The 24561-nt window shown below is 68.5% G+C and carries 22 protein-coding genes and 1 pseudogene; 15 read left to right on the top strand and 8 right to left on the bottom strand.

The window, feature by feature from the left end; all coding sequences use genetic code 11:
* Nucleotides 1-28: 28 nt before the first annotated feature.
* On the bottom strand, nt 29-1792 hold the full coding sequence (locus CAL13_RS03990; RefSeq protein WP_086071588.1) for an IlvD/Edd family dehydratase: 1764 nt from the start codon (nt 1790-1792) through the stop codon (nt 29-31).
* A gap of 133 nt (nt 1793-1925) precedes the next feature.
* A complete protein-coding gene (locus CAL13_RS03985) occupies nt 1926-2930 on the bottom strand; it encodes a Bug family tripartite tricarboxylate transporter substrate binding protein (protein WP_086071587.1) in 1005 nt (334 codons plus the stop codon).
* A 397-nt stretch (nt 2931-3327) separates the two neighbouring features.
* On the opposite strand from CAL13_RS03985, the gene CAL13_RS03980 reads away from it, so the two are divergent.
* From CAL13_RS03980 to CAL13_RS03960, 5 genes and pseudogenes are all read left to right on the top strand, one after another.
* On the top strand, nt 3328-4221 hold the full coding sequence (locus CAL13_RS03980) for a YihY/virulence factor BrkB family protein (RefSeq protein ID WP_086059231.1): 894 nt from the start codon (nt 3328-3330) through the stop codon (nt 4219-4221).
* A 160-nt stretch (nt 4222-4381) separates the two neighbouring features.
* Nucleotides 4382-6214, top strand: a complete 1833-nt coding sequence (locus tag CAL13_RS03975; RefSeq protein ID WP_086056219.1) for an ABC transporter ATP-binding protein — start codon at nt 4382-4384, stop codon at nt 6212-6214.
* Between the two features lie 19 nt (nt 6215-6233).
* Nucleotides 6234-6356 (top strand): annotated as a pseudogene (locus CAL13_RS21440) (M23 family peptidase); the annotation flags it as partial.
* A 111-nt stretch (nt 6357-6467) separates the two neighbouring features.
* Nucleotides 6468-7535 (top strand): ROK family protein, encoded by a 1068-nt coding sequence (locus CAL13_RS03965; RefSeq protein ID WP_086071586.1) that lies wholly within the window; start codon nt 6468-6470, stop codon nt 7533-7535.
* Entirely contained in the window at nt 7532-8029 is a 498-nt protein-coding gene (locus CAL13_RS03960) for a cupin domain-containing protein (protein ID WP_086071585.1), read from the top strand. Before CAL13_RS03965 ends, CAL13_RS03960 begins: the two co-directional genes overlap by 4 nt.
* A gap of 36 nt (nt 8030-8065) precedes the next feature.
* Here CAL13_RS03960 and CAL13_RS03955 read toward each other — a convergent pair whose 3' ends face one another.
* Nucleotides 8066-9136, bottom strand: coding sequence for an alkene reductase (locus CAL13_RS03955; protein ID WP_086071584.1), 1071 nt, complete (start codon nt 9134-9136; stop codon nt 8066-8068).
* 141 nt (nt 9137-9277) lie between these two features.
* Between CAL13_RS03955 and CAL13_RS03950 the strand changes: the two genes are divergently transcribed.
* Both CAL13_RS03950 and CAL13_RS03945 read left to right on the top strand, forming a co-directional pair.
* Nucleotides 9278-9616 (top strand): winged helix-turn-helix transcriptional regulator, encoded by a 339-nt coding sequence (locus tag CAL13_RS03950; RefSeq protein WP_086071583.1) that lies wholly within the window; start codon nt 9278-9280, stop codon nt 9614-9616.
* A gap of 34 nt (nt 9617-9650) precedes the next feature.
* Nucleotides 9651-10178, top strand: coding sequence for a GNAT family N-acetyltransferase (locus CAL13_RS03945; RefSeq protein ID WP_086056215.1), 528 nt, complete (start codon nt 9651-9653; stop codon nt 10176-10178).
* A 52-nt stretch (nt 10179-10230) separates the two neighbouring features.
* On the opposite strand, the gene CAL13_RS21140 is transcribed toward CAL13_RS03945, so the two are convergent.
* Nucleotides 10231-10710 carry a BON domain-containing protein gene (locus CAL13_RS21140; RefSeq protein WP_157664791.1) on the bottom strand — a complete coding sequence of 160 codons (480 nt, stop codon included), beginning with the start codon at nt 10708-10710 and terminating at the stop codon, nt 10231-10233.
* Between the two features lie 310 nt (nt 10711-11020).
* On the opposite strand from CAL13_RS21140, the gene CAL13_RS03935 reads away from it, so the two are divergent.
* From CAL13_RS03935 to CAL13_RS03925, 3 genes are read left to right on the top strand one after another with little or no spacing between them, the layout of a single operon-like run.
* Entirely contained in the window at nt 11021-11683 is a 663-nt protein-coding gene (locus CAL13_RS03935; protein ID WP_157664790.1) for a DUF4254 domain-containing protein, read from the top strand.
* Nucleotides 11680-12495 (top strand): glycosyltransferase family A protein, encoded by an 816-nt coding sequence (locus CAL13_RS03930; protein WP_086071581.1) that lies wholly within the window; start codon nt 11680-11682, stop codon nt 12493-12495. Before CAL13_RS03935 ends, CAL13_RS03930 begins: the two co-directional genes overlap by 4 nt.
* A complete protein-coding gene (locus CAL13_RS03925; protein WP_086071580.1) occupies nt 12492-13592 on the top strand; it encodes a glycosyltransferase family 9 protein in 1101 nt (366 codons plus the stop codon). Before CAL13_RS03930 ends, CAL13_RS03925 begins: the two co-directional genes overlap by 4 nt.
* A 28-nt stretch (nt 13593-13620) precedes the next feature.
* On the opposite strand, the gene CAL13_RS03920 is transcribed toward CAL13_RS03925, so the two are convergent.
* Both CAL13_RS03920 and CAL13_RS03915 read right to left on the bottom strand, forming a co-directional pair.
* Nucleotides 13621-14655 carry a glycosyltransferase family 9 protein gene (locus CAL13_RS03920; RefSeq protein WP_086071579.1) on the bottom strand — a complete coding sequence of 345 codons (1035 nt, stop codon included), beginning with the start codon at nt 14653-14655 and terminating at the stop codon, nt 13621-13623.
* Nucleotides 14652-14957 carry a hypothetical protein gene (locus tag CAL13_RS03915; protein WP_086056210.1) on the bottom strand — a complete coding sequence of 102 codons (306 nt, stop codon included), beginning with the start codon at nt 14955-14957 and terminating at the stop codon, nt 14652-14654. The genes CAL13_RS03920 and CAL13_RS03915 overlap by 4 nt, the downstream gene beginning before the upstream one ends.
* Nucleotides 14958-15140: 183 nt before the next feature.
* On the opposite strand from CAL13_RS03915, the gene CAL13_RS03910 reads away from it, so the two are divergent.
* On the top strand, nt 15141-16055 hold the full coding sequence (locus tag CAL13_RS03910; protein ID WP_086071578.1) for a LysR family transcriptional regulator: 915 nt from the start codon (nt 15141-15143) through the stop codon (nt 16053-16055).
* A gap of 48 nt (nt 16056-16103) precedes the next feature.
* On the opposite strand, the gene CAL13_RS03905 is transcribed toward CAL13_RS03910, so the two are convergent.
* Nucleotides 16104-16925 (bottom strand): substrate-binding domain-containing protein, encoded by an 822-nt coding sequence (locus CAL13_RS03905; protein ID WP_086071577.1) that lies wholly within the window; start codon nt 16923-16925, stop codon nt 16104-16106.
* Between the two features lie 40 nt (nt 16926-16965).
* Complete coding sequence (locus CAL13_RS03900; protein ID WP_269768191.1) at nt 16966-18276, bottom strand: MFS transporter; 1311 nt, start codon at nt 18274-18276, stop codon at nt 16966-16968.
* A gap of 282 nt (nt 18277-18558) precedes the next feature.
* On the opposite strand from CAL13_RS03900, the gene CAL13_RS03895 reads away from it, so the two are divergent.
* From CAL13_RS03895 to CAL13_RS03880, 4 genes are all read left to right on the top strand, one after another.
* Nucleotides 18559-18969, top strand: coding sequence for a PRC-barrel domain-containing protein (locus CAL13_RS03895; RefSeq protein WP_086059227.1), 411 nt, complete (start codon nt 18559-18561; stop codon nt 18967-18969).
* A gap of 58 nt (nt 18970-19027) precedes the next feature.
* Nucleotides 19028-20452 (top strand): APC family permease, encoded by a 1425-nt coding sequence (locus CAL13_RS03890; RefSeq protein WP_086071576.1) that lies wholly within the window; start codon nt 19028-19030, stop codon nt 20450-20452.
* 585 nt (nt 20453-21037) lie between these two features.
* The gene (locus tag CAL13_RS03885; RefSeq protein ID WP_198297907.1) at nt 21038-22741 is read left to right on the top strand and encodes an autotransporter-associated beta strand repeat-containing protein; all 1704 of its coding nucleotides are present in this window, start codon (nt 21038-21040) and stop codon (nt 22739-22741) included.
* A complete protein-coding gene (locus CAL13_RS03880) occupies nt 22713-24329 on the top strand; it encodes an autotransporter family protein (RefSeq protein WP_086071574.1) in 1617 nt (538 codons plus the stop codon). Before CAL13_RS03885 ends, CAL13_RS03880 begins: the two co-directional genes overlap by 29 nt.
* Nucleotides 24330-24561: the final 232 nt, after the last annotated feature.

Here is a 24561-nt window from a genome sequence, read left to right as displayed (position 1 = left end):
CGCCGGCGGCGCGCCCGCGCCAGGCGCCCTACTGCTTGCCGACCGGCGTGCTGCCGTTGTCCCCGGGGTGCCGCAGGAAGTCGAAATCGCAGCCCTTGTCGGCCTGCGTCACCGCGGTCAGGAAAAGCTTCCGGTAGCCCCGCTCGTCGCCTTCGCGAGCAGGACGCGGCCGCCAGGCTTCCTTGCGGCGGGCCAGTTCCGCGTCATCGACGAGCAGGGAGAGTTCGCGCCGGCTGACGCTGAGCCGGATGCGGTCTCCCGTACGCACCAGCGCCAGCGGCCCGCCGATGGCCGACTCCGGCGTCACATGCAGCACGATGGAGCCGGACGCGGTGCCGCTCATGCGGCCGTCGGAAATGCGCACCATGTCCTTCACGCCGGCGCGCGCCAGCTTGCGCGGGATCGGCATATAGCCCGCCTCCGGCATGCCCGGCGCGCCCACCGGCCCGATATTCTTCAGCACCATGATGTCGTCGGCCCGGATGTCGAGCGACTCGTCGTCCACCCGTTTCGCCAGGTCTTCGACGTCTTCGAACACCACCGCGCGGCCTTCGTGCTCCATCAGGGCCGGCGTCGCGGCCGACTGCTTGATGATGGCGCCGCCGGGCGCGAGGTTGCCGCGCAGCACCGCGATGCCGCCTTGCGCGTAGACCGGGTCGCCGAAGGGACGCACGACTTCCTGCGGGAACGGCGGCGGTGCGTCGTCCAGTTCCTCGCCCAGCGTACGGCCGGTGACCGTCATCGCGTCCAGATGCAGCAGCGGCCGCAGTTCGCGCAGCAGCGTGCGCAGGCCGCCGGCTTTGTGGAAGTCTTCCATGTAGTGCTGGCCGGACGGCTTCAGGTCCACCAGCACCGGCGTTTCCTTGCCGATGCGATCGAAGGCGTCCAGGTCCATGCGGATGCCAAGGCGTCCCGCGACGGCGGTCAGGTGCACGATGCCGTTGGTGGAGCCGCCGATGGCCAGCAGCACGCGCAGCGCGTTCTCGAAGGCCTTGGGCGTCAGGATGCGATCCGGCGTCAGCTTGCGGCCGATCAGGGCCACGGCTTCGGCGCCGGTGCGCTCCGCCACGCGGATGCGGTCGGCCGTGACGGCGGGCGGGGAGGCGCTGCCCGGCACGGCCATGCCCAGGGCCTCGGCAATGCAGGCCATGGTGCTGGCGGTGCCCATGACGGAGCAGGTGCCCACGCTGGCCACCAGCTGATTGTTGACGTCCGCGATCTCGGCGTCGTCGATTTCCTCGGCCCGGTACTTGGCCCAGAAGCGGCGGCAATCCGTGCAGGCGCCGACCCGTTCGCCGCGGTGCGAACCGGTCAGCATGGAGCCGGTGACCAGCTGGATGGCGGGCACCTTGCCGCTGGCGGCGGCCATGAGCTGCGCCGGCACGGTCTTGTCGCAACCGCCGATCAGCACCACGGCGTCCATGGGCTGCGCGCGGATCATCTCCTCGGTGTCCATGGCCATGAGGTTGCGCAGGAACATGCTGGTCGGCGAGGCGAAGCTTTCATGGATCGAGACGGTGGGAAACTCCACCGGCAGTCCGCCCGCCAGCATCACGCCGCGCTTCACCGCCTCCACCAATTGCGGCATGTTGCCGTGACAGGGGTTGAAGCCGCTGCCGGTATTGGCGATGCCGACGATGGGCCGGCTCAACGCATCGTCGGTCAGCCCGGCGCCCTTGATGAAGGCCTTGCGCAGGAACAGGGAGAAACCGGCGTCGCCGTAGCTGGTCAGGCCCTTGCGCATGCCCGTGGGGGCGTCGGACGGAGACGGAGGAGATGACTTCGATGACATGGATTTCCTTCACTCATTGAAACCGGCGCACAGCGGCGGGATGCCGTCCATACGCCGCGATACCGCGTCGCCGCCAGCGCATCGGCATCCCGCACCGGCGCGGCCGGGGCTGCCGCCATGGCGCCGCCGGCGGCTAATCCACCGTGATGTTGGCATCCCGGATCACCTGCGCCCACTGGTCCACTTCGGCCTGCAGGCGCTGGCGGGCCTGGCTTGCGGGAGCCGGCGCCACGGCATAGGCGCCCTGCTGCAACAGCTTTTCCTTCGTATCCGGCATCACGAGAATCCTGCCCAGCGCCGCATTCAACCGGTCCACCACGGGGGCCGGCGTGCGGGCGGGCACCAGCACGCCGAACATCGACGCCACGTTGAAATTGGGCAGGCCCGCCTCGGCGGCCGTCGGCGTATCGGGGAGCATGGAGATGCGTTCCGGCATCGTAACCGCAAGGGCGCGCAATTGCCCGCTCTTGATGAACGGCAGCGAGGCCGGCACGGTTTCCACCATGGTCAATACCTGGCCGCCCACCAGATCGGTCATCGCGGGACCGCTGCCGCGATACGGCACGTGCAGCATGTCCACGCCCGTCTGCCGCTTGAAGAGCTCGGCCGCCATCCGTTGCGGCGCGCCCGCGCCGGACGAGGCGTAGGTGAGCTTGCCGGGATTGGCCTTGGCATAGGCGATCAGTTCCTGCAGGTTGTGTATCGGCAGTTTGGGATTGACCACGAATACCAGCGGCACGGCGGCAATGGTGGCCACCGGCGTCAGGTCCCGCATCAGATCGTAGGAGATGGTTTTTTTCTCCAGGGTGGCCATGATGGAGTGCGAGGTGATGGCGCCCATCAGCAGCGTGTAGCCGTCCGGATCGGACCGCGCGACCGCGTCGGCGCCCAGGTTGCCGCCCGCCCCGCCGCGGTTTTCCACCACCACCTGCTGCTTCAGCTCCTCCGACAGCTTCATGGCGATGACGCGTCCCACCACGTCGGTGGCGCCCCCCGGAGGATAGGGCACGATCAGTTTGATCGCGCGGTCCGGATACTCGGCGTGCGCGCCCGGCGCGTAGGGCGCCAGGATCGCGAGCGCACAGGCGGCCGCCGCGCCGAACAGGCGCCGTCGGGACAAGCGTTCGGTGGTTTGCATGGTCGTCTCCGTATGGTGTTTTCCGATGGCGCGGGCGGCAGCACGCCGCTTCGCGACATGTCCCGGAGCGGGGCGGCAGCCGGCACCTGGCCGGCCCGTCCCCTGCAAAGCCGGGCGGCTTCATTATTGATGGCGTTCCCCTTGGCAAAACTTGGTTTTGCCTGCTTCAGAACGAAATTTTGTTGAGGTTTGCACTCGCGGTTCGGCACTCGCGGTTCGGCACTCGCGCGGTTCCGCACTCGCGCGGACCCTGGCCGACCCGGCCTGGCCCCTGTTCCCTCGCGGCGCGCTACCATGGCGCGCCGCCGCGCGTGACCGGCGCGTCCGCGCACCGCCGCATCGGAAAGGCACACCGTTTGCTCCACCCGTGCCCCACGACGACAGGAAGGGGACCGCCATGCATATCAAGCGCTTCTTCGGCTTGGTGAAGAAGGCCGTCAAGGCCTGGATGGACGACTACGCCGCCAGCATGGGGGCGGCCATCGCGTTCTACACCGTGTTTTCATTGGCGCCGCTGCTTCTCATCGTCATCGCCATCGCGGGCTTCTTCTGGGGGCGCGAAGCGGTGCAGGGCCAGCTGTTCGACCAGATCGGCGGGCTGGTTGGCCCGGACGGGGCCAAGGCAGTGGAAGGCGTGGTCCAGGGCGCGCAGGAGCCCGAGCAAGGCATCGTGGCGACCATCGTCAGTCTGGTGGTGCTGGCAATCGGCGCGACGACCGTGTTCGCGGAACTGCAAAGCGCGCTGGACCGCATCTGGAAGGTGCCGGAGCGGCAGAAACCTTCCGGCATCTGGGGCATGATCCGCGCGCGGCTGCTGTCTTTCGGGCTCGTCCTGGCGCTGGCCTTCCTGCTCCTGGTGTCCCTGGTGGTGAGCGCCGTGCTGGGCGCATTCGGAGCGTGGGCAGCCGGCTTGCTGCCGGCGTGGGAAATCCTGCTGCAGGTGCTCAACGTCGTCGTCGCGCTGGTCATCATGACCGCCCTGTTCGGCATGATCTACCGGTTCATGCCGAGCGCATCGGTGGCGTGGCGCGACGTCTGGACCGGCGCGTTCGTCACGGCGGTCCTGTTCGAAATCGGCAAATTCCTGATCGGGCTGTACCTGGGCAAGGCGTCTGTCGCGTCTTCGTACGCCGCGGCCGGCTCGCTGGTCGTGGTCCTGATCTGGGTTTACTACGCGGCGCAGGTTTTTCTGCTGGGCGCCGAGTTCACCTGGGTCTACGCCAACGAGCACGGATCGCACAGCCAGCGCGGCGGCCTGTCGCGGGCGCAGGTCAGGCCGGTGTCCGGGTAGCAGGAATCGCCCGTGCTTCGTGTGGAAGCGCCGGCTGCGGCATCGACGATGCGTCCGCCCGCCAGCGAGGACGTCCGGCAGGGCGGCCGGCGGCGATAATGGAATGCTTCGAAGCCGCGCCGCCGCCCGCGGCTTCGCACCGCCTTTTCTCTTTCCTGGTATGACCCCTAAGCGTATCGATCTGCGAGGCCACGTTTTCAAGGACGTCCTCGGCTTCACCCTTCACCATTGGCGCAACGAGCCCAGCCGCATCCTGCTGATCGCCGCGCTGGTCCTCTGTTCGGCCCTGGCCGATGTCGTCACCCCCATGTATGCGGGCCGGCTGATCGACGCGGTGACGTCGGGCAAGCCAGGCGACCCGGCCGTCTGGCGCGCCGCCGTGTCGGCCTTCGCCTTGCTGATCGGGCTGGGCCTGGCGGGCATGCTGCTGCGCCAGTATGCCTTCGCGGTGATTTCCGCCTTGACCACACGCATGATGAGCCGGATCTGCGGCGAGGCCTTCCATCGGGTGCAGCGCTTTTCCAGCGACTGGCACGCCAACACCTTTGCCGGCTCCACGGTGCGCAAGATCACGCGCGGCATCTGGGCGCTGGATCTGCTCAACGACACTTTGCTGCTTGCCCTGATGCCTTCGCTGGTGATGCTGGTGGGCGCAACCGCGCTGCTGGGCGCGCACTGGCCGGTCATGGGCGCCATTGTCGGCGTCGGCGCCGTCATCTACCTGGCCGTGACGGTGAGCCTGTCGCTGGGTTACGTGGCGCCGGCTGCACGCCTGGCCAACGTCTGGGACACCCGTCTGGGCGGCGCGCTGGCCGACGCCATCAGCTGCAACGCGGTGGTAAAGGCCTTCGGCGCCGAGACGCGCGAGGAAGCGCGGCTGCAGCGCATCGTGGGCAAATGGCGCCGCCGCACCTACCGGGGCTGGATACGTGGCACGTTCAACGGCGGGCTCCAGGGCGTGATGCTGGTCATCATGCGCACGGCCATCGTGGGCGCGGCGCTGCTGCTGTGGGCCAACGGCCGCGCCAGCGCCGGCGACATCGCCTTCGCGCTGACCATGTTCTTCATCCTGCAAGGCTACATGCGGGACGTCGGCATGCACGTGCGCAACCTGCAGCGGTCGGTCAACGACATGGAAGAGCTGGTCAACCTGGAGCGCCAGCCCCTGGGAATCGCCGACCGTCCAGGCGCCAAGCCGATCCGCATCGAGAATGGCGATATCCGGTTCGACCGCGTGACGTTCCAGTACGGCGGCCACGCCACGCCCCTGTACCGCGATTTTTCCCTGCACATCGCGCCCGGCGAGCGCGTCGGCCTGGTAGGTCATTCCGGATCGGGAAAGACGACGCTCATCAAATTGATCCAGCGCATGTACGACGTGAACGAAGGGGCCATTCTGATCGACGGCCAGGACATCGCGCAGGTACAGCAGGCTTCGCTGCGCGCGCAGATCGCCATCGTCCAGCAGGAGCCGGTGCTGTTTCACCGCACCCTGGCCGAGAACATCGCTTATGCGCGGCCCGGCGCCACGCAGGCGGAGATCGAAAATGCCGCGCGGCTCGCCAGCGCGCACGATTTCATCATGGCGCTGCCGCGCGGCTACGAAACGCTGGTGGGCGAGCGCGGCGTCAAGCTGTCGGGCGGCGAGCGCCAGCGCGTGGCGATCGCGCGCGCCTTCCTGGCCGATGCGCCGATCCTGATCCTGGACGAGGCCACCTCCAGCCTGGACAGCGAGAGCGAGATGCTGATCCAGCAGGCGATGGAGCGGCTGATGGTGGGCCGCACCACCCTGGTGGTGGCGCACCGCCTGTCCACCGTACGGGCGCTGGATCGCCTGATCGTGATGGAGAAAGGCCGCATCATCGAACAGGGCACGCACGACGCCCTGATCCAGCGCCCCGATGGCGTGTACCGCCGCCTGTTCGAGCGCCAGGCCCTGGCCCTGACCGCGCCGCTGGAGGGCGAGACCCCGCAGACGGTGGGAACGCTGTAAGTCCGCCGCCCGCCTCTCCAACGCCCAGGGCACGCCGCCGCATCTGCACTATGGCATCTACGCGCACGGCGGCGCGCTCAATCCTTACCCCTTGCTCACCGCTGCGCCGGCGGAACCCCGGCTGACCGGCGGTCCGCCGTAACGGCGGTTCCGGGCACGCCGCCTGCTCAGGCGTTGCGCCGCATCGGCCGACGCTGTACGGGACAGCCCAGGCGCATGGCGGCGATCGACGACACGGGCCAGGGGACCGTCCATGCCGACCAGCAACAACCGTCTCGCGCACGGCGCGATGGAATTGCCGCACGTCACCATCAACAGCTACAGCCTTGCGCTGCGCGACGGCAATGGCTACGTGGGCGATTCCGCCAGCCGCTCCGCCTTCCAGGCGATTCTGGATGCGTGGCGCACGCTGTTCGAAGCGCTGCACGGGCAGGATCCTTTCGGCGGCAAGCCCACGGAAGAAATCAGCAAGAAGAAGCTGGACGAGCTGCTGGCCGGCAAAGGGCCGGCCGCCGCCGCCATTCAATCGGCGCTGGAGGACTATTCGGAACAGCTGGCCCGCGTGGTGCGGCGCTTCCTGCGGCACGACTCGTGGAAAGGCGTGAAGCGCATCATGATCGGCGGCGGCTTGAAGCAGAGCGAAATCGGCGCCAAGGCGCTGAAGATGGCCGGCCGCAAGCTGTTCCATGACGATATCCACGTACAGCTGCACCCGCTGCATCATCATTCCGACGAAGGGGGACTGATCGGCTGGCTCCACCTGATGCCGGAAGAGCTGGCGCAGCGCTACCGCGCCATTCTGGCGGTGGACCTGGGCGGCACCAACGTGCGTTGCGGCATCGTGCGCATGCCCAAGAACGGCGACGCCCGCAAGGCAAAGGTGGTAAGCGCCGAGAAGTGGAGCCATGCCCGCGATCGCGACGCGACCCGGCGCGAGCACGTCGTGCGCGGCATCGCCGAGATGCTGCAGACCCAGATCGACTATGCGGCCAGGGAAAAGATCGAACTGGCACCCTGGGTCGGCGTGGCCTGTCCTGGCCGCATCCGGCAGGACGGCTCGATCAGCCGCGGCACGCAGAACCTGCCCGGCGACTGGGAGAATCCGGAGTTCCACCTGCCGGCCGAGCTGTGCAAGCGCCTGCCGGCCATCGGCGGCGAGGAAACACAGGTTCAGTTGCACAACGACGCCGTCGTGCAGGGTCTGTCCGAGCTGCCTTATCTGGAGGACTTGCGCCGCTGGGGCGTGCTGACGGTCGGCACCGGCCTGGGCAACGCGTCGTACACCATCCGGGCGAAACCATTGAAGCAGGAGGAATCATGAATACCCCGGTCACGCTCCGGCTTGCGCGCAACGGCTGGGTGCCGAATCACCCGCGCCTGCCGGTGCTGCACTATCAGGAAGCGCTGGCGCAGGCCGACGCCGGCGCCTTCGAGGCGCTGTTCGAACGCAACGGGTGGCCGCCGCAATGGCGCGACGGCATCTTCGATTACCACCACTACCATTCGTCCGCGCACGAGGTGCTGGGCGTCGCGCGGGGATCCGCCCGCCTCATGCTGGGCGGGCCGGACGGGAGGGAAGTCCAGGTGAACAAGGGCGACGTCGTCGTCCTTCCCGCCGGCACCGGTCATCGTCAGCTCACGGCCAGTCCGGATTTCATGGTTGTAGGCGCCTACCCGCCGGGCCAGAAGTGGGACATCTGCCGCGAGGCGCCCACGGCAGGAATGCTGGATCGCATCGCCACGCTGCCCTTTCCGGCCACCGATCCGGTGACCGGCGCGAATCCGCCGATCAGCCGGTTCTGGACCGCGTCTTGAGCGCGCCGCGGGTGCGCCGCCTGTGCCAACGGCGCGTCAGGCCGCCGCCATTTCCATCGTCGGGTAATCGGTGTACCCGCGCCCGCTGCAATGCTCCAGGTCGTAGATGGTCCCGGTGTCCACGGCATTGAGCGGCGCGCCCGCGCGCAGCCGCTCCACCAGGTCGGGATTGGCGATGTACGCCTTGCCGAAGGACACGGCGTCCGCATCGCCGCGCGCCAGCACGCCGGCCGCCGAGTCCGCGTCGAAGCCGTCGTTGGCAATGACCACGCCGCCAAACGCTTGTTTCAGCCGCGGCAGCAAGGCGCCGTCGCCCTCCGTCTCGCGGACGAACAGGAACCCCATTCCCAGCCGGCGCATCGCCTGGGCCACATAGCCGAAGGTGCGGGCGGGATCGCTGTCGGACATGGAATGCGAGGGCGCGCGCGGGGCCAGATGCAGGCCGACGCGTCCGGGCCCCCATTCGCCGAGCACGGCTTCGGCCACTTCCACCATCAGGCGGGCGCGGTTTTCCACCGCGCCCCCGTATGCGTCGGTGCGGCGATTGGTCCCGTCCTGCAGGAACTGATCCAGCAGATAGCCGTTGGCGCCGTGGATGGTCACGCCATCGAAGCCGGCCGCCTTGGCATTGCGGGCCGCCTTGCGAAAGGCCGCGACGATGCCGGGAATTTCCTCCAGGCCCAGCTCGCGCGGCACCACATAGGATTGCTGCGGGCGGAGCAGGCTGACATGCCCGTCCGCCGCGATCGCGCTCGGCGCCACCGGCAGGCGCCCGCCCAGCAGCAAGGGATGGGAGATGCGGCCGACATGCCAGAGCTGGGCGACGATGCGCCCGCCCGCGCGGTGCACCGCATCCGTCACGATGCGCCATCCCTGCACCTGCGCCTCGCTCCAGATGCCCGGCACGTTCGGATAACCGACGCCTTCTTCACAGACCGGCGTGCCCTCCGTAATGATGAGGCCGGCCGACGCCCGTTGGACGTAGTATTCGGCCATCAGCGCATTCGGCACGCCGCCCGGCGCACGCAGCCGGGTCAATGGCGCCATCACGATGCGGTTGGGCAGGCGCAATTCACCTATGTCGAGCGGATCGAAAAGCGTAGTCATCGCGGTCACTCCGGCGGCCGCGCCTGGGACGCGGCGAAGGGTTGGCGTGAAAGTCTTTGGGTTTAATTTCGAAACCATAAGGATCATACGCACCATGGTTTAACATTGCAACCATAAGCAGAAAGGCGGGAGGCAGACACCATGCAGCGCAAACGGTTATTGGACGATCCTTGCCCCATCGCGCGCTCGCTCGACGCGGTGGGCGACTGGTGGAGCCTGCTCATCGTGCGCGAGGCGCTGGCCGGCGCCTGCCGCTTCAGCGACTTCCAGCAACGCCTGGGGATGGCCAGGAACATCCTGAGCGCCCGCTTGCGCAAGCTGGTCGCGCTTGGCGTGCTGGAAACCCGGCCTTCGGCGGAACGCAACGACCACCACGAATACCACCTGACCGAAAAAGGCCGGCGCCTGCAGCCGGTGCTGCAAGCCTTGCGTCAATGGGGTACCGAAAATCTCCGTCCGGAAAAAGAAACCTCCGGATAAACTCGGCCTGCTCAACCTTGAGGAAGGCCTCCCCATGACTTCACCGGTTCGCGTGCGCCGCCTGGACGGTGTCCAGGCACAAGCCTGTATCGGCCAACTGGCCGACATATTGGTCGATTGCGTCGAGAACGGCGCGTCCGTCAGCTTCATGCTGCCGATGACGCGCGATAAGGCGACCGGTTTCTGGGAAGGCGTCGTGCGCGGCGTGCAGGGCGGCAATCGGGTGCTGCTCGTCGCCGAGGATGACGACGAGCGCGTGGTCGGAACGGTGCAGATCGTTTTCGCGGGCGTCGAAAACCAGCCGCACCGCGCGGATATCTCGAAGCTTCTCGTGCACAGCCGTGCCCGCCGGCGCGGCGTGGCCGCCCGGCTGATGGCTGCGGCGGAGGAGGTTGCGCGTGACGAAGGGCTGACCGTGCTCGTGCTCGACACGGCCACCGGCAGCGACGCCGAACGGGTGTACCAGCGCGCAGGATGGCAGCGCGTGGGCGACGTGCCGGCCTACGCGCTGATGCCCGACGGCAGCCCTTGCAGCACCACCTACTACTACAAGGCGCTCTAAGGCCGTCCCTGCCCCCATCGCAATGCGGGCGGGCCGGCACGCCCGGATGGCGTCACACCTTGCTGGCGCCCTGCAGCTCCGGCACGTTGCCAGCGTCGTCGTAGGCGGACATCTGGTCCGTCACCCGCTCGACGCCCTCCACCGCCGACACCGTCGACACCAGCTTTTCGCGCTCCGCGGCCAGGATGTGGCCCGTCAGCAGCACGTTGCCCGCTGCCACGTTGACATCCACCGCGCCCGGCGTGCTGACGGCCCGGCCGATGGCGGCGCGTACCCGTTCGGCGATGCGCCGGTCGCTGGCGGGCTCGCCGGCTGGCGACATGGCGGAGCGCGTTTGCGCCGCCATGCCTTGCAGATGACCGCGTACGTAGCGCGCCTTGCGACGCAGGAAGCGTTCGGCGTCGTGGCCGCGGCCGGCCAGCTGATCCCGCAGCATGGCGCGGCGGCGCCGCCCCAGTTCCGGATCGAAGTAATACATCGCGGCCGCGCCCAGCGCCGCGGCGACGATCGTATCGACCATGCTGTTCTTCATAGCGTCTCCCGCGAGATGTGAATCGGTCAGGATTGCACGCGGCGGACTCCTTCCCGCCTGGCCGCAAGAGGCGCGCAGGATGCGTGCCGTGTGCGATGGCATGTCGGTTGCATGAGCGCCGTCGCGCAACCCGCGCCGGTTGAGGCCCCGACGGCCGCAACGCCGGACTGCGCATGCCGCATCGGGCCTGTGGCGACGCGGCGGCATGGCCTTGGCCACCGCTGGGCAGGAATTGCCCGCGGAGGCCGCCCATGCTGATGCGCAACGCCCGGCGCCGTCCGCGCGACCCGATACGAAAACGGGAGGACCTATGACACTGCGCGACCACCCGCAACCCCGATTGGCGCTTTGCGACGCAGCGGACATCGACACCCTGCACGCGCACGCGTTGCGCGAGCCCGGTTGGCCGGCGCGCAACGTCGAGCCGCCCGAACACCCGCTGCTGCGGCAGGCGCTGGAGAACCACCGCTACAACAGCCTGCTGTGGAACGAGGAAGACCAGGCGCGCCGGCGCGACGCGCCCGACAGCGCCATCGTGGCCAACAAGCGCGCCATCGACCGGTACAACCAGTGCCGCAACGACGCGATCGAAGCCATGGACGACCTGATCCTGGCCGCGGTCGGTCACGCAGACGGGGCGCCGCACGGCCTGCATTGGGTGAACAGCGAGACTGCCGGATCGCTGATCGACCGCATGTCGATCGGCCGCCTGAAAATCCATCACATGGCCTTGCAGGCGCAGCGCCAGGACGCCGACGAAGCGCACCGGCGCCGGTGCGCGGCGCGGCTTGCCGCCCTGCGGGCCCAGCATGCCCACATGCGCGCATGCCTGGAGGCGCTGTTCGACGGCCTGGTGCACGGACGCTGCACGTATCGCGCGCACCGGCAGTTCAAGATGTACAACGACCCCGCGCTGAACCCTTACCTGTATGGGGCGGCCGCGCCGGCTGCCCCGGCGCGGGATGCGCGATGACGGCGGTGGACGTCCTGATTCCCACGTGCAACCGGCCCGCGGCGCTTGCCGTCACGCTGACGTCGCTCATGGGCCAGCGCTTCGAGGACTTCGACATACACGTGGCGGACCAATCGGACGGCGCGCCCGGATACGAATCGGGCGAAGCGCGTTCCATCGTCCGGCTGCTGCGGGCGCGCCGCAAGAGGGTTTCCCTGACCCGCAACCTGCCGCGGCGCGGCCTCGCGCAACAGCGGCACTATCTTCTGCGGCAGGCCAGCGCGCCTTATGTCCTGTTCCTGGACGATGACGTCATTTTGGAGCCAGAGGCCATCGAACGCATGGCCGACGCGATGGCCCAGATCGGTTGCGGCTTCATCGGCAACGCAGTGATCGGCCTGTCATATCGGGACGACGTGCGTCCGCACCAGCAGGCGGTGGAGTTCTGGGACGATGACATCGTCCGGCCCGAACGTATCGAGCCGGACGGGCCGGCGTGGTCGCGCCATGTCCTGCACAATGCCGCGAACCTGTGGCACGTGCAGCGCGCCGCGCTGCCGGCCGGCCGGCGCTGGCGCGCTTACAAGGTCGCGTGGACGGGCGGGTGCGTGCTTTACGACCGCGCCAAGCTGCTCGACTGCGGCGGCTTCGGGTTCTGGCGCGACGTGCCCGCCATCCATTGCGGCGAGGACGTCTATGCGCAGATGCGCGTGATGGCGCGCTATGGCGGCTGCGGCATCATGCCGTCGTCCGCCTATCACCAGGAGCTGCCCACCACCGTTCCGGACCGGCAGGTGGACCTGCCGCGCTGGCGGTTCAAGGACGGAACATGAGCGGCCCGCCGCCCGTTGCCGCGCTGTCCGGCGTCGCCCGCATCGCGGTGCTGCGGGCGAACGCCATCGGCGACTTCATCCTGGCGCTGCCGGCGCTGCAGGCGTTGCGCGATACCTATCCCGAAGCGCGCATCACGCTGCTCGGTTGCCAGTGGCACGCCGACTTTCTGGCGGCGCGGCCAGGACCGGTCGATGAAGTGGTCGTACTGCCGCCCATTCCCGGCATCACGGCGCCCGCCGGCGAACCGGTGCGGGAGGCGCCCATCCGGCAAGTGCTGGATCAGCTGCGGCAGCGCAATTTCGACATCGCGCTGCAGCTGCATGGCGGGGGCCGCTACAGCAATCCCTTCGTGCTGGCGCTCGGTGCGCGGGTGACGGCCGGCATGCGCACGCTGGACGCCGCGCCGCTGGACCGCGACTATGCCTACATTCCGGCCGTGCACGACCTGATGCCCCGCGCGATGCTTTTGCGCGATTGCGTGGCGCTGGCGGGAGCGCACGGCGCCATGGTCGAACCGCGGCTGCATCCGCGCGCGGCCGATCGCGAGGAATGTGAACGGCGCCTGCCTTCGCTGCGCGAGCCCTTTGCAATATTGCAGCCCGGCGCGACGGACCCGCGCCGCCGCTGGGACGCGGCGCGCTTCGCGGCCGTGGGCGATGCGCTGGCCGCGCGCGGCGCGCAAGTCATCGTCAATGGCAGCGCCGGCGAAGCGCCCATCACGGCGGCGGTCTGCCGGTCGATGCGCGCACCGGCCATCGATGCGGCGGGGCGGCTTTCGCCCGGCGGGCTGTGCGCCTTGCTCGAGCGCGCGCACGTGCTGGTCTCCAACGACACGGGCCCCGCGCATCTCGCCCGGGCCCTGAACCGCCCCGCGGTGACGATCTACTGGATCGGCAATCTGCACAGCTACGGCCCGCTGACCGCGCGCAACCAGGGCCTGGCGGTGTCGTATCGCGTGCACTGCCCGGTATGCGGCCTGAGCTGCATCGACCATCGCTGCGGGCATGACGCGTCGTTCGTCAACGACGTCCCGGCGGATGCGGTCATCGAGCAGGCATGCCGGTTGTATGACGCCGACGCTGCATTCGCCGCCTAGGCCGCGCGGCGCAGCGCCCCGTGGAGACTCAGCTCACCGGCGAACGGACGCGTTCGAGCAGCCCTATCGCGGCCGCGCATACCGTATCGGCCGGCGGCATGCAATTGCCTCCCGCGACGCGATGCGGGCCGTTCATCGGCGGGCCCCAGCGCATCGGATCCGTCGCAAAGAAGATGACGACGCTCGGCACCCGCAGCGCGGCAGCGAGATGCGCCACGCCGGTATCGTTGGACACGAGCAGGCTCGCGCCCGACAGCAGCGCCGCCAGCCCGCCGACGGAGATGTCCCGCGCGGCGATCAGGCAAGGATGGCGCATGCGGGCGGCCACGGTTTCGGCCAGCGCACGCTCGGCGCCGCAGCCGGTCAATACCACGCGCCAGCCGCGCTCGCCCAAGGCATCGCCGACGCGCGCGAAATCCGCCGCCGGCCACCGCTTGGCGGGATCCCGCGCGCCCGGCTGCAGGCAGACGTACGGCGTATCCAGGCAGGCCATCAAATCGGAATGGGTGCGCAGCTCCGCCCAATCCTGCGCCGTAAGCGGAAATTCCAGCGCGTCGTCCCGGCCATCGACGCCCAGGCACTGTTCGACCAGATAAAGGTTGCGCAGCACCTCATGGCGGTCCGAAGGATAGGGCCAGATGCGAACGGATGCCGCGTCGTCCGGCGAACCCAGACCCACGGCCCGGTGCGCGCCGAACTGCGCCACCACGCGGTTGCTGGTGGGGCCGCTGCCGTGCATCTGCAAACACAGATCGAAGTGCTGTTTCCGCATGCCGGCGAAGAAGACATCCAGTTCATCGGGGCGCGCGGTCGCTTCGGGCAATCCCGGATACCCGGGAAACTCGATGAAGCGGTCGACATAGGCGGCGTAGCGCGCCTGGAAGGCGCGGGCCCAGGGCAGGCCGACGAGTGAAATTTCGGCGCGCGGCAGTCCGGCCCGCAATGCGCGCAGCGCCGGCACCGCGCACAGCATGTCGCCCAGGTTCAAGGCGCGGAACACGGCCACGCGCGCCGGCGTCATGCGTGGCTCCAGCGGACGGGTCCACTGCGCCGGCGCGTTCATTTGCGCGCCGCGCCGTGATCTCCGTGCTCACGCCGTTCGGCCGTCTCGCGGCCGATCAGCTTGCTGAACATGCCGTCCGGCTCGTACAGCAGCGCCAGTTTGCGGGAATCGAATTCCTCGAAGAACTCGTCCCACGAAATCTCGACCAGCGACTGATGCTCCGAATGCGGCGCCTCGGGAAACATGATGCGCACGATGCCGACGTCGCCGTCCTTGTGGGTGCGATCGACCGCCGCAGGCTTGCCGCCCTGCTTTTCCGCCCATTTGCGGATGGTCTCGTGATCGGTGGTGGTTTCAGCCATGGGGTATCTCCTTCGGTCGGGCGTCTGCCCTGTGCAACCCATATGCCCGTGCGCCGCCCGTATGCCGCGGGCCGCGGCGGCGCGTCGTCGATGAGTAGAAAGGCCGGGCCGCAGGGAAACGGCGCACAACCATGCGGCCGGCGCGTATATTTGGGACCCCGCCATCCGTCACGCCGATACGCCATGCTGGACGCCATATCCATCGACCAACTGCGGACCTTCGTGGCCGCCGCCGAAACGGGCAGTTTTTCCGCCGCGGGGCGCCAGCTGCGGCGCGCGCAGTCCGTGGTCAGCCATACCCTGGCGAACCTGGAGGCGCAGACCGGCGTGCGGCTGTTCGACCGCGGCGGCCGCTATCCGGTGCTCACCGATGCCGGCCGGGCGCTGCTGCAGGAAGCGCGCGGCGTCCTGCAGGGCATGAACGCATTCAAGGCCAAGGCGAAATCGATGGCCGAAGGGCTGGAGCCGGAGCTGACCGCCGTCATCGACGTCATGTACCCCATGCAGGCCCTGACGCTGGCCGTGGGCGGCTTCCGGGGGGCGTTCCCTCACACGCCGCTGCGCCTGTATGTGGAAGCGCTGGGCGGCGTCCTGAAGCCGGTGCTCGACGGCACCTGCGCATTGGGCGTGATCGGCAGCCTGCCCACCATTCCGGACGCCCTGCAGGCAGAGAAGCTGCTGGACGTGCCCATGGTCAAAGTGGTGGCGCCGTCGCATCCGCTGGCGTCGTTCCAGGGAGAAATCACCGCCAGGGAACTGGGCCGGCACGTGCAGCTGGTGCTGACCGACCGCACCCGCCTCACCGAAGGCAACCACTACGGGGTTTTCTCGCAGCAGACCTGGCGGCTCGCCGACATGGGCGCCAAGCATGCCTTCCTGTGCGCCGGCTTTGGGTGGGGACACATGCCGCTTGCCATGGTGCAGGCGCAGATCGCCAGCGGCGAATTGGTCGCGCTCACGCGCGAAAGCGCCGACTGCCGCGTCCCGCCGATCCCGGTGCATGCGGTCTATCGCCACGACCATCCTCCCGGGCCGGCGGGACGATGGTTCCTGGAGCAGTTGAAGGACGGCAGCCGCGCCTGTCCCGAGGCCGCCTGAGCATGATCGCCGGGATCGTCCGCGATCGTTGCGCCCGGCGGCCGACGCTTACTTTTTCGCGACCGATTCCAGGCCCGTTTCCCTGACCACGGGCTGCGCCTGCGGCGACGACAGGAACTTCAGCAGTTCGGCCGCCTCCTTCGGATGCGACGCGCTGACGGGCACGCCGCCGGCGAAGCGGGTGATCGACTGCACGGAGTCCGGGATCCGGCCGACGAACGTTACCCCCGGAACCGGCAGCAGTTCGGCAACCTGCTGAAAGCCGATCTCGTATTTGCCGCTGGCAACCTGCGAGGCGACGGGGACCTTCGGCACCTTGACGGCCTTGGGCTTGAGCTGCGCTTCGATGCCCAGCTTTTTGAACAATTCCCTTTCGATGTACACGCCGCTGGCGCTATCCGAATACGCCACCGATTTCGCATCCAGCAGCGTCTTCTTCAGTGCGGCCTCGGTGGAGATATCCGGCTTGGGCTGCCCCTGCCTGACCACCATGCCGATGGCGGAGTCGGCCAGTTCCACGCGGGAGCCGGGGTCCACCTGTCCCTTCTTGATCAGGTCGTCCAGCGCATAGCCCACCATGATGACGACATCCGCGGGCTCATGACGGGCCAGGCGGTTTGGAATCGCTTCCGGCGTCTTGCCCATCGATGGGCCGTGCTCGGTGACCAGCGTGTTCCCGGTCTGCGCCTCGAATTGCTTGCCCAGCTTCTCGTACGCGGCGGAGAAACCGCCGGAGATGAGGACATGCAGTTCGGCCGCCTGGACGGGGCTGAAGGCGATCGAAGCCGCCAGCAGCGAGCCCGCCAGCAGGCCGGTCCTGGCTTTCAGGCCACGCAGGGCCGGTTGGGACAGAAACGTCAGGGCTTTCATGGTCTCCTCGACATGAAGATGGACAAATCGTTATTGGATATCAGCGGGCCTGCGCCGCCAGCCGCGCGGCCGTGGCGCCGCGCCGGTACAGCGCCAGCGTCGCAAGAAAGGCGCAAAGCGCGGCGAAGGTCATCCAGTATCCCGGGGACGCGCGGTCGCCCGTCACGTGGATCAGCGCCGTCGATATCTCCGGCGTGAAGCCCCCGAAAATGGCCGTCGCCAGACTGTACGCCACCGAAAAGCCCGCCACCCGCACCGAGGCCGGCATCACCTCGGTCAAGGCCACGATCATGGCGCCGTTGTACATCGCGTACAGGAACGACAGCCACAGCAGCACCAGCAGCATTTTGGCAAAGGTGGGCCCGTTGGCCAGGAAGGACAGGACGGGATACGCCGTGACGATCGCCAGCGCGGTCATGGCAAGCAGCACCGGCTTGCGCCCGAACCGGTCGGAGATCATGCCGCCCACGGGCAGCCAGATGAAGTTGGAGACGCCGACGCACAGCGTCACGAGCAAGCTGTCGGACGTGGTCAGGTGCAGCACCGTCTTGCCGAAGGTCGGCGCATAGACGGTGATCAGGTAGAACGAGGCAGTGGTCATCGCCACCATCGCCGCCCCGGCCAGCATCAGCTTCCAGTTGGACGCGAGTGAAATCGCCGATTCGCGCAAGCCCGGCCGGTGCTGCCGCGCCTTGAAGGCCTGCGTCTCTTCCAGCCGGCGGCGCAGCACGAAGATGAAGGGGATGATCATGCAGCCGACGAAGAAAGGAATCCGCCAGCCCCAGGCCGCGATCGTCGCGGTATCCATCCATCGGTTCAGCGCGAAGCCCAGGGCGGCGGCGACGACGATCGATACCTGCTGGCTGCCCGATTGCCACGCCGTATAAAAACCCTTGCGGCCGGGCGTCGCCATCTCCGCAAGATAGACGGAAACGCCCCCCAGCTCGGCGCCCGCCGAAAAACCCTGCAGCAGGCGTCCCAGCAGCACGAGCAGGGGCGCCAACAGGCCGATGGAGGCATGGCCGGGGACGAAGGCGATCAGAATCGTGCCGCACGCCATCAGCGACAGGGTGACGATGAGGCCTTTGCGCCGTCCGACCCTGTCGATATACGCGCCCAGCACCACCGCGCCCAGCGGCCGCATCAAAAAGCCGGCGCCGAACACCGCAAAGGTCTGCATCAGCGACGCGAACTCGCTGCTCGCGGGAAAAAACACCGCCGCGATCTGGGTGGCATAAAAGCCGAAAAGGAAGAAGTCGAACTGTTCGAGAAAGTTGCCGGCCGTCACGCGCACGACCATGCGCGCGAGGGTGAAGGCGGAAGGACGTTCCGCCGTATGGGGTTGCTGCATTCTGCCGATTCCTGTCTTGGTAAGCGGACCACGCATCCCGACAGGCAAGATGGCCGCCGGCCGCTCCCCGACAAAGTAGCCCCTGCACCTTACGGACGCATTAAAGGGGCGCGGGGCGCAATGTACAGAGCGGCGCGCGAAAGACCGCCATCTGTACTGTCAGGCCCGCTGCTTGCTTCCGGGCGCATACGGATGGGCTGGCCGGCGGCGCTTCCGGCGCCGGCCAGCCTCGCCGCGAGGGCGGGCATGCCGGCCCGCCCGCACCTTGGGAGGATTTCCATCATGAAGCGAACCGCCACACCCGTTCCGATCGCGGCCGCCCTGGCGGCCGGCATCCTGGCCGTCACCTTGCCGATCGGCGCGCCGCTCGCGCAGGGCGCCCCGCAATCGATTACCCAGAAACGCGTCGACGTGGTGCAGCTCGCGACCGGCTATCGGGCGTCGAAACTGATCGGCGCGGACATCCATAACAACGACAACAACAAAATCGGCACCGTGGACGACATCATCGTCAGTCCGGGCGATCAGGAGCCGTACGCCATCCTGTCCGTTGGCGGATTCCTCGGCATGGGCAAACGCCTGGTCGCCGTGCCTTTCAAGCAGCTGCAGGTGGTCGACAAGCGCCTGCGCATGGAAGGCGCGACGAAGGATTCGCTGCGGGCCCTGCCTGAATTCCGCTATGCCAATGACTGACGCGTCGCGTTCACGGGATACATCACAGATCGAATAAAGCCAACATAGGAATCACGCCATGTCCAGCGCCACCCAGCCATCGACCGGCCGTGCGGCCGACAATCACACGCCGCTCGCGCGCGTCATGGGGCCCAAACTGTTGCTGCTCTTCATCGTCGGAGACATTCTAGGCACCGGTGTCTATGCCCTGACGGGACAGGTCGCCAAGGAAGTCGGCGGCGCGGCATGGCTGCCCTTTCTCGTGGCCTTCGTGGTGGCGCTGCTGACGGCCCTGTCGTACCTGGAGCTGGTGACGAAGTATCCTCAGGCCGCCGGCGCGGCGCTGTACGTGCACAAGGCCTTCGGAGTGCATTTCCTGACCTTCATCGTCGCTTTCACGGTCATGTGTTCCGGGCTGACCTCGGCGGCCACGGCCTCGCGCGCCTTTGCCGCCAACCTGTTCGCGGCCTTCGGCGTGCAGGCGGACGGGAATATCGTCACGCTGGGCGCGCTGGGCTTCCTGGCGGTGGTCATGCTCCTGAACCTGCGCGGCGCCTCGCACAGCGTCAAGGCCAACGTCGTACTGACGCTGATCGAGCTCAGCGGCCTTCTCATGGTGATTGTGCTGGGCTTCTATGCCATTGCGGGCGGACAGGCGGATTTCTCGCGCGCCATGGCGTTCGAAACGCCGGAAGACAAGAGCGTTTTCCTGGCCGTGACCTCGGCCACCACGCTGGCGTTCTTCGCCATGGTGGGTTTCGAGGACTCCGTCAACATGGCGGAGGAAACGCACGCGCCGCATCGCATCTTCCCCAAAGTGATGCTGACCGGCCTGGGCCTGACGGCGGCCATCTACGTCCTGGTATCGATCTGCGCGGTCGCACTGGTGCCCGTCGGCGAATTGGCTGCGAGCAGTACGCCGCTGGTGCTGGTGGTGCAACGCGCCGCGCCCGGCCTGCCGACCGAACAGATCATGCCGGTCATATCGATGTTCGCGGTGGCCAATTCGGCGCTGATCAACATGATGATGGCCAGCCGCCTGCTGTACGGGATGGCGAATCAGGGTGTGCTGCCCGGCTTTCTTTCGCGGGTACACGAGCGGACCCGCACCCCGTGGGCGGCCATTCTGTTCACCACGGTGATCGGCCTGGCGCTGACGATTCTGGTGTCGCGAGCGGAATCGCAGGCCATCCGCGCCCTGGGCGGCACCACCGCCCTGCTGCTCCTGGCCGTCTTCGCGTTCGTCAACGTCGCCGTGCTCGTGCTGCGGCGCGACCGGGTGCAGCACGAACACTTCCGCACCGTGACGCTGGTCCCATGGCTTGGGGCGGCCTCCTGCCTGTTCCTGGTGACGCCGCTGACGGGCCGCGACCCGATCCAGTACCACGTTGCCGGGTGGCTGTTGCTGCTGGGGGTGATCCTGTGGGGCATCACGTTCCTGACCCATCGCCGCGGCGGCATGCGGCTGGACCCGGAACGTTTGGACGCCGACAAGCAGAACTAGGACACGGTCCGGCCCACCATCGGGATATCAGCCAAACCCCCGCACCGACACCGCGCCTTTTCGGATCGACTCCCGGTCCTTGGGACGATGTCGGTCGTTTGAACCTAGGACCAGTCCGCATTACGCCCCTCTCTTCGTCTTACTCGGTATCAGACTCCTAGACTCCGCCGGGATTGCCGGACGCCGGCTCCCCGCCGGCCTTTTCCTTTTCCGCGCGCCCGATGCCGGACACCGCCACACGGCGGCCGGCCCAGGCCTCGCGCACGCGCCGTCTACGGAGACTGATCCATGGTGAAGGTCCGTCCTGCATTGCTCGCGAGAGCCCGCCCCGCATCGCAGCGCCAGCCGCATCCCGAATCGCTCGCGCGAACCCGGCGCGATCCCTTGGGCAGGCCCACATCCCTTCCGTTGGCCGCGGCGCAGCCCTCGCCCCTGGCCCGAGCGCAGCCACGCCCGTTGGCCCGGACGCAGCCAGTCCTGCGGGAACCGGGATCCCATGGCGCGGGGCGGGAACCCGCCGGCAAGGCGCGCGGCGCGCAGGGGGCCGGCGCCCGGCGCCAATGGTCGACGCGATCGCTTCTGACCATGCCGCTGCTTGCCATGCCTTTGCTGATGCTGGACGCGGCGGCGCCCGCCGAGGCCGGACGCGACGGCGAGCGGCGCCGGTTCATTCTGAAAAGCCGCCTGGATGTTCCGGTGCAACAGCCCGGCGGGCAAATGACCATTTCTTATGACATGTCGGGCCCGGGCAGCCTGCGCAAATCAGGCCCGGGGCTGCTGCGCCTCACTGGCGCCAATACGTACACCGGCGGCACCATCGTCGAACGCGGCATCCTGCGGATCGGCGACGGCTACGCGCAAGGCAGCGTGGCAGGGCATATCCTGAACCACGACCTGGTCGAGTTCGATCACGACGCCGACACCGTCTTCGACGGCCGCATCAGCGGGAACGGCGGCGTGTACTTCATCGGCGCGGGCAAGACCACACTGACCGCCGACCAGCACTACACCGGCCCGACCGCCATCGGCGACGGCGCGCTGCAACTGGGCAACGGCGGCGTCGCCGGTTCGGTCGCGGGTCCCGTCCATAACCACAACACCTTGATCTTCAACCGCCGCGACGCGGTGCAGATGCGCGCCGGCATTCACGGCCCCGGACGCATCGTGCACGCCGGCAGCGGCACCACCGTGCTGCTTGCCGCGAACACCTATTCCGGCATGACCGACGTGCGGCGCGGCACGCTCATCGTGAATGGCGATCAACACGCGGCCACGGGCGCGGTCGTCGTGCGCAAAGGCGCGGCGCTGGGCGGCGAGGGGACGCTGGGCGGCCCGGTGCGGATCGACGATGGCGGCGCCCTGCTCGCGCCGGATGCGACGCGCACGCTGTCGATGCCGTCGCTGACCTTGTCTCCAGGCGCCACCGTACGCCTGCCTGTCACGGACGGCGATGCGCATGACGGCGCGGAAAGTCCCCCGCGCATCGACGTGGACGGCGATGTCGTGCTGGACGGCGCCCTGGACATCGCCGGGCAGGACGCTGCCGCATACCGGCGCGGCATCCACCGCCTGATGCGTTATCGCGGCCAATTGACGGACAGAACCATGGAGATCCGCGCGGTGCCCGCGGGAACGCGGGCATACGACTGGTCGATACGCACATCGCGATCCGGCCGTATCGACGTGGTGCACACGGCTGCAGGGCCGCTGTTGATATGGGAAGGCCGCGATCCGCAGGCGGACGGCGCGGGCGGATGGACCGATGGCGCATACGCGGTATTCGATGGACAACCCGGCACGGTGGAAATCGCCAGCCGCGATGCCCCCGTGACCTTTTCCGGCGCGCAGTTCGCAACGGACGGCTATCGCCTCACCGGCCCCGGTGTGCTCAAGGCCACGGCGGCGCTGACGCCGCTGCGCGTCGGCGACGGCGTCTCCGGCTCGGAGACGATGCGCGCCACGATCGAGGCCGCCATCGAAGGTGCCGCCATATTGATGAAGACGGGACGCGGGACCCTGCAACTGGGCGGCGCCAACCGCCACACCGGCGGCGTTCTGCTTCAGGAAGGCATTCTGGAGATCGGCGACGACCGCAATCTGGGCGCGCCGCGCGCGCCGCTGACCTTCGCCGGAGGCGCCCTTCGGACGACCGGCGACGTCGACAGCGGCCGCCCCATCCGGCTCGGCGCGCAAGGCGGCCTTATCGACACGGGCGGGCGCATCGTGCGCTGGCGCGGGACCGCTGACCGGCGATGGCGCGTTGACGAAGACGGGAGCCGGCACACTTGAACTGGCCGGGAGCAACACGGCTGCCGGCACGCTCGCCATCATGGAAGGCGCCGTGCGCGCCGGCACGGACGATGCCCTGGGCGCCGGCATGCAATATCGAATCGCACAGGACGCAGTACTGGACACCGGGGGCAGGCCGCAGACCATCGCGGCACTGGTCAACGCCGGCACGATCCGACTGCAGGGGACCCAGCCGGGAAACACGCTGACCGTGCAAGGCGACTACGTCGGGCTGAATGGAGAACTGCACCTGACGACGGTGCTCGGCGGCAGCGGGAGCGCAACGGATCGTCTGGTCATCGACGGCGGACGCGCGGCCGGACACACCCGCATCACGGTTGCGAATGCCGACGGCCTGGGCGCCGCCACGGATGGCGACGGCATCGAAGTCGTGCGCGCGGTCAACGGCGCGACGACCACCGCCCAGACCACGCGCGACGCCTTCGTCCTGACGGAAGGCCAGGTCGCCGCCGGCGCATTCGAATACCGCCTGTTCCCCGGGGATGCGCAGGGCAACGGGGAAAGCTGGTACCTGCGCAGCACCTTGCCGCGCGCCGATCCGCGCTTTCCCGCGGGATCCGGGCGAACCGCTTATCGTCCGGAGATCGCGCTGCACGCCGCGCTGCCGGCCGTCCTCGCGCACGCCGATCTCGCCGTGCTCGCGGGGGCGCGGCGCGGCCGCGACGATGCGGAGGCGCCGCGTCATTCCGATACCGGCGCGTCGCGGCGGCGCGCGTGGGCCCATGTTCTCGATGAGCGCGCGCATATCCGCCAGCGTGGCACCGTGTCGCCACGCAGCCGTGGATCCGTGACGGGCGCGGTGGCCGGCGCGGACATCTATGCCGGCCCGCAGGTTTCCATGGGGATCTATGGCGGCACGCTGGCGTGGCGGCATCATGTGCACGGCGATGTGTCCGGGATGCGCGGCGCCGACGCGGGCCGGCTGCATGGCCGCGGACACTATGCCGGGGCGTACTGGATCCGCACGAACGAAGCGGGCGCGTATGCGAGCGTCGTTGCGCAACACGGCCGCCAACGCGGAAAGACGGAGACGGCGGGCGTGGCAACGGCAGCGCCAGGCATTGCCGGCCTGCCTGGCCCGCGGGGCGCGAACGTCCGGTCGCGCAGCACGCTGGTTTCCGTGGAAGCAGGCGTGCCGCTGCCGGTGGGCATTGGCTGGCGGGCCGAGCCGCAGATCCAGGCCGTCGTCATTCACCGCCATTTCGATGACGTCGCACTGCCCGCTGCCACGGTACGCCAGCGTCCGGGCACCGCCGTGATGGGAAGAATCGGCGTGCGCGTAACGGCCGACGACATCGGTGCCGCCGGCTTGCGGCCCTATGCCCGCGCCAATCTGTGGCACGCGCTGCACGGCGCCGACGTCCAGCGCGTGCGCGGGCCGGCGGGCTCGGCCCGCATCGCGGCGCAACGCGGCCATACCGCCGTCGAGCTGTCCGCGGGAGCGAGCTGGCGCCTGAACCGCAACGTCGAGCTGTACGGCGAAGCGGGCGGCATGGCGCCCGCCGGCGGCGCACAGCGCGTTTCGGTCCAGCGCGCGATGGCGGCGGGGATTCGCGTCGTGTGGTGATACGCGGGGCCGCGCCGATCAGCCGATCAGCCGGCCGAGGCGCCCGAGACCGGTGAAACCGGCGGCGGGATGCCCCGGCCCGCGCGAGTAGAATGGGCCGGCAGCTCTCTCTGCCTCGCCACTTCGTCCATGCCCGTGCAACCTCTTCGCGCGTTGATCGGCCCCGCCAGCACGATGCGGAACAGCCGCTCACTCGTTCACTCCCAGGCCTTGATTGCCGCCGCGGCGGCGC

This window comes from Bordetella genomosp. 9 (assembly GCF_002119725.1).
Taxonomy (GTDB): Bacteria; Pseudomonadota; Gammaproteobacteria; order Burkholderiales; family Burkholderiaceae_B; genus Bordetella_C.
This window is presented reverse-complemented; position numbering and strand designations above follow the sequence as displayed.

Excerpts from the sequence above, each read along its gene's own strand:
- CAL13_RS03885 (WP_198297907.1), top strand. The coding sequence starts at position 21,038 with ATGCCGCTGCTTGCCATGCCTTTGCTGATGCTGGACGCGGCGGCGCCC.
- CAL13_RS03890 (WP_086071576.1), top strand. The coding sequence starts at position 19,028 with ATGTCCAGCGCCACCCAGCCATCGACCGGCCGTGCGGCCGACAATCAC.
- CAL13_RS03985 (WP_086071587.1), bottom strand. The coding sequence starts at position 2,930 with ATGCAAACCACCGAACGCTTGTCCCGACGGCGCCTGTTCGGCGCGGCG.
- CAL13_RS03935 (WP_157664790.1), top strand. The coding sequence starts at position 11,021 with ATGACACTGCGCGACCACCCGCAACCCCGATTGGCGCTTTGCGACGCA.
- CAL13_RS03955 (WP_086071584.1), bottom strand. The coding sequence starts at position 9,136 with ATGACTACGCTTTTCGATCCGCTCGACATAGGTGAATTGCGCCTGCCC.
- CAL13_RS03925 (WP_086071580.1), top strand. The coding sequence starts at position 12,492 with ATGAGCGGCCCGCCGCCCGTTGCCGCGCTGTCCGGCGTCGCCCGCATC.
- CAL13_RS03950 (WP_086071583.1), top strand. The coding sequence starts at position 9,278 with ATGCAGCGCAAACGGTTATTGGACGATCCTTGCCCCATCGCGCGCTCG.
- CAL13_RS03915 (WP_086056210.1), bottom strand. The coding sequence starts at position 14,957 with ATGGCTGAAACCACCACCGATCACGAGACCATCCGCAAATGGGCGGAA.
- CAL13_RS03930 (WP_086071581.1), top strand. The coding sequence starts at position 11,680 with ATGACGGCGGTGGACGTCCTGATTCCCACGTGCAACCGGCCCGCGGCG.
- CAL13_RS03895 (WP_086059227.1), top strand. The coding sequence starts at position 18,559 with ATGAAGCGAACCGCCACACCCGTTCCGATCGCGGCCGCCCTGGCGGCC.
- CAL13_RS03980 (WP_086059231.1), top strand. The coding sequence starts at position 3,328 with ATGCATATCAAGCGCTTCTTCGGCTTGGTGAAGAAGGCCGTCAAGGCC.
- CAL13_RS03975 (WP_086056219.1), top strand. The coding sequence starts at position 4,382 with ATGACCCCTAAGCGTATCGATCTGCGAGGCCACGTTTTCAAGGACGTC.
- CAL13_RS03910 (WP_086071578.1), top strand. The coding sequence starts at position 15,141 with ATGCTGGACGCCATATCCATCGACCAACTGCGGACCTTCGTGGCCGCC.
- CAL13_RS03945 (WP_086056215.1), top strand. The coding sequence starts at position 9,651 with ATGACTTCACCGGTTCGCGTGCGCCGCCTGGACGGTGTCCAGGCACAA.
- CAL13_RS03905 (WP_086071577.1), bottom strand. The coding sequence starts at position 16,925 with ATGAAAGCCCTGACGTTTCTGTCCCAACCGGCCCTGCGTGGCCTGAAA.
- CAL13_RS03990 (WP_086071588.1), bottom strand. The coding sequence starts at position 1,792 with ATGTCATCGAAGTCATCTCCTCCGTCTCCGTCCGACGCCCCCACGGGC.
- CAL13_RS03960 (WP_086071585.1), top strand. The coding sequence starts at position 7,532 with ATGAATACCCCGGTCACGCTCCGGCTTGCGCGCAACGGCTGGGTGCCG.
- CAL13_RS03920 (WP_086071579.1), bottom strand. The coding sequence starts at position 14,655 with ATGAACGCGCCGGCGCAGTGGACCCGTCCGCTGGAGCCACGCATGACG.
- CAL13_RS21140 (WP_157664791.1), bottom strand. The coding sequence starts at position 10,710 with ATGAAGAACAGCATGGTCGATACGATCGTCGCCGCGGCGCTGGGCGCG.
- CAL13_RS03965 (WP_086071586.1), top strand. The coding sequence starts at position 6,468 with ATGCCGACCAGCAACAACCGTCTCGCGCACGGCGCGATGGAATTGCCG.
- CAL13_RS03900 (WP_269768191.1), bottom strand. The coding sequence starts at position 18,276 with ATGCAGCAACCCCATACGGCGGAACGTCCTTCCGCCTTCACCCTCGCG.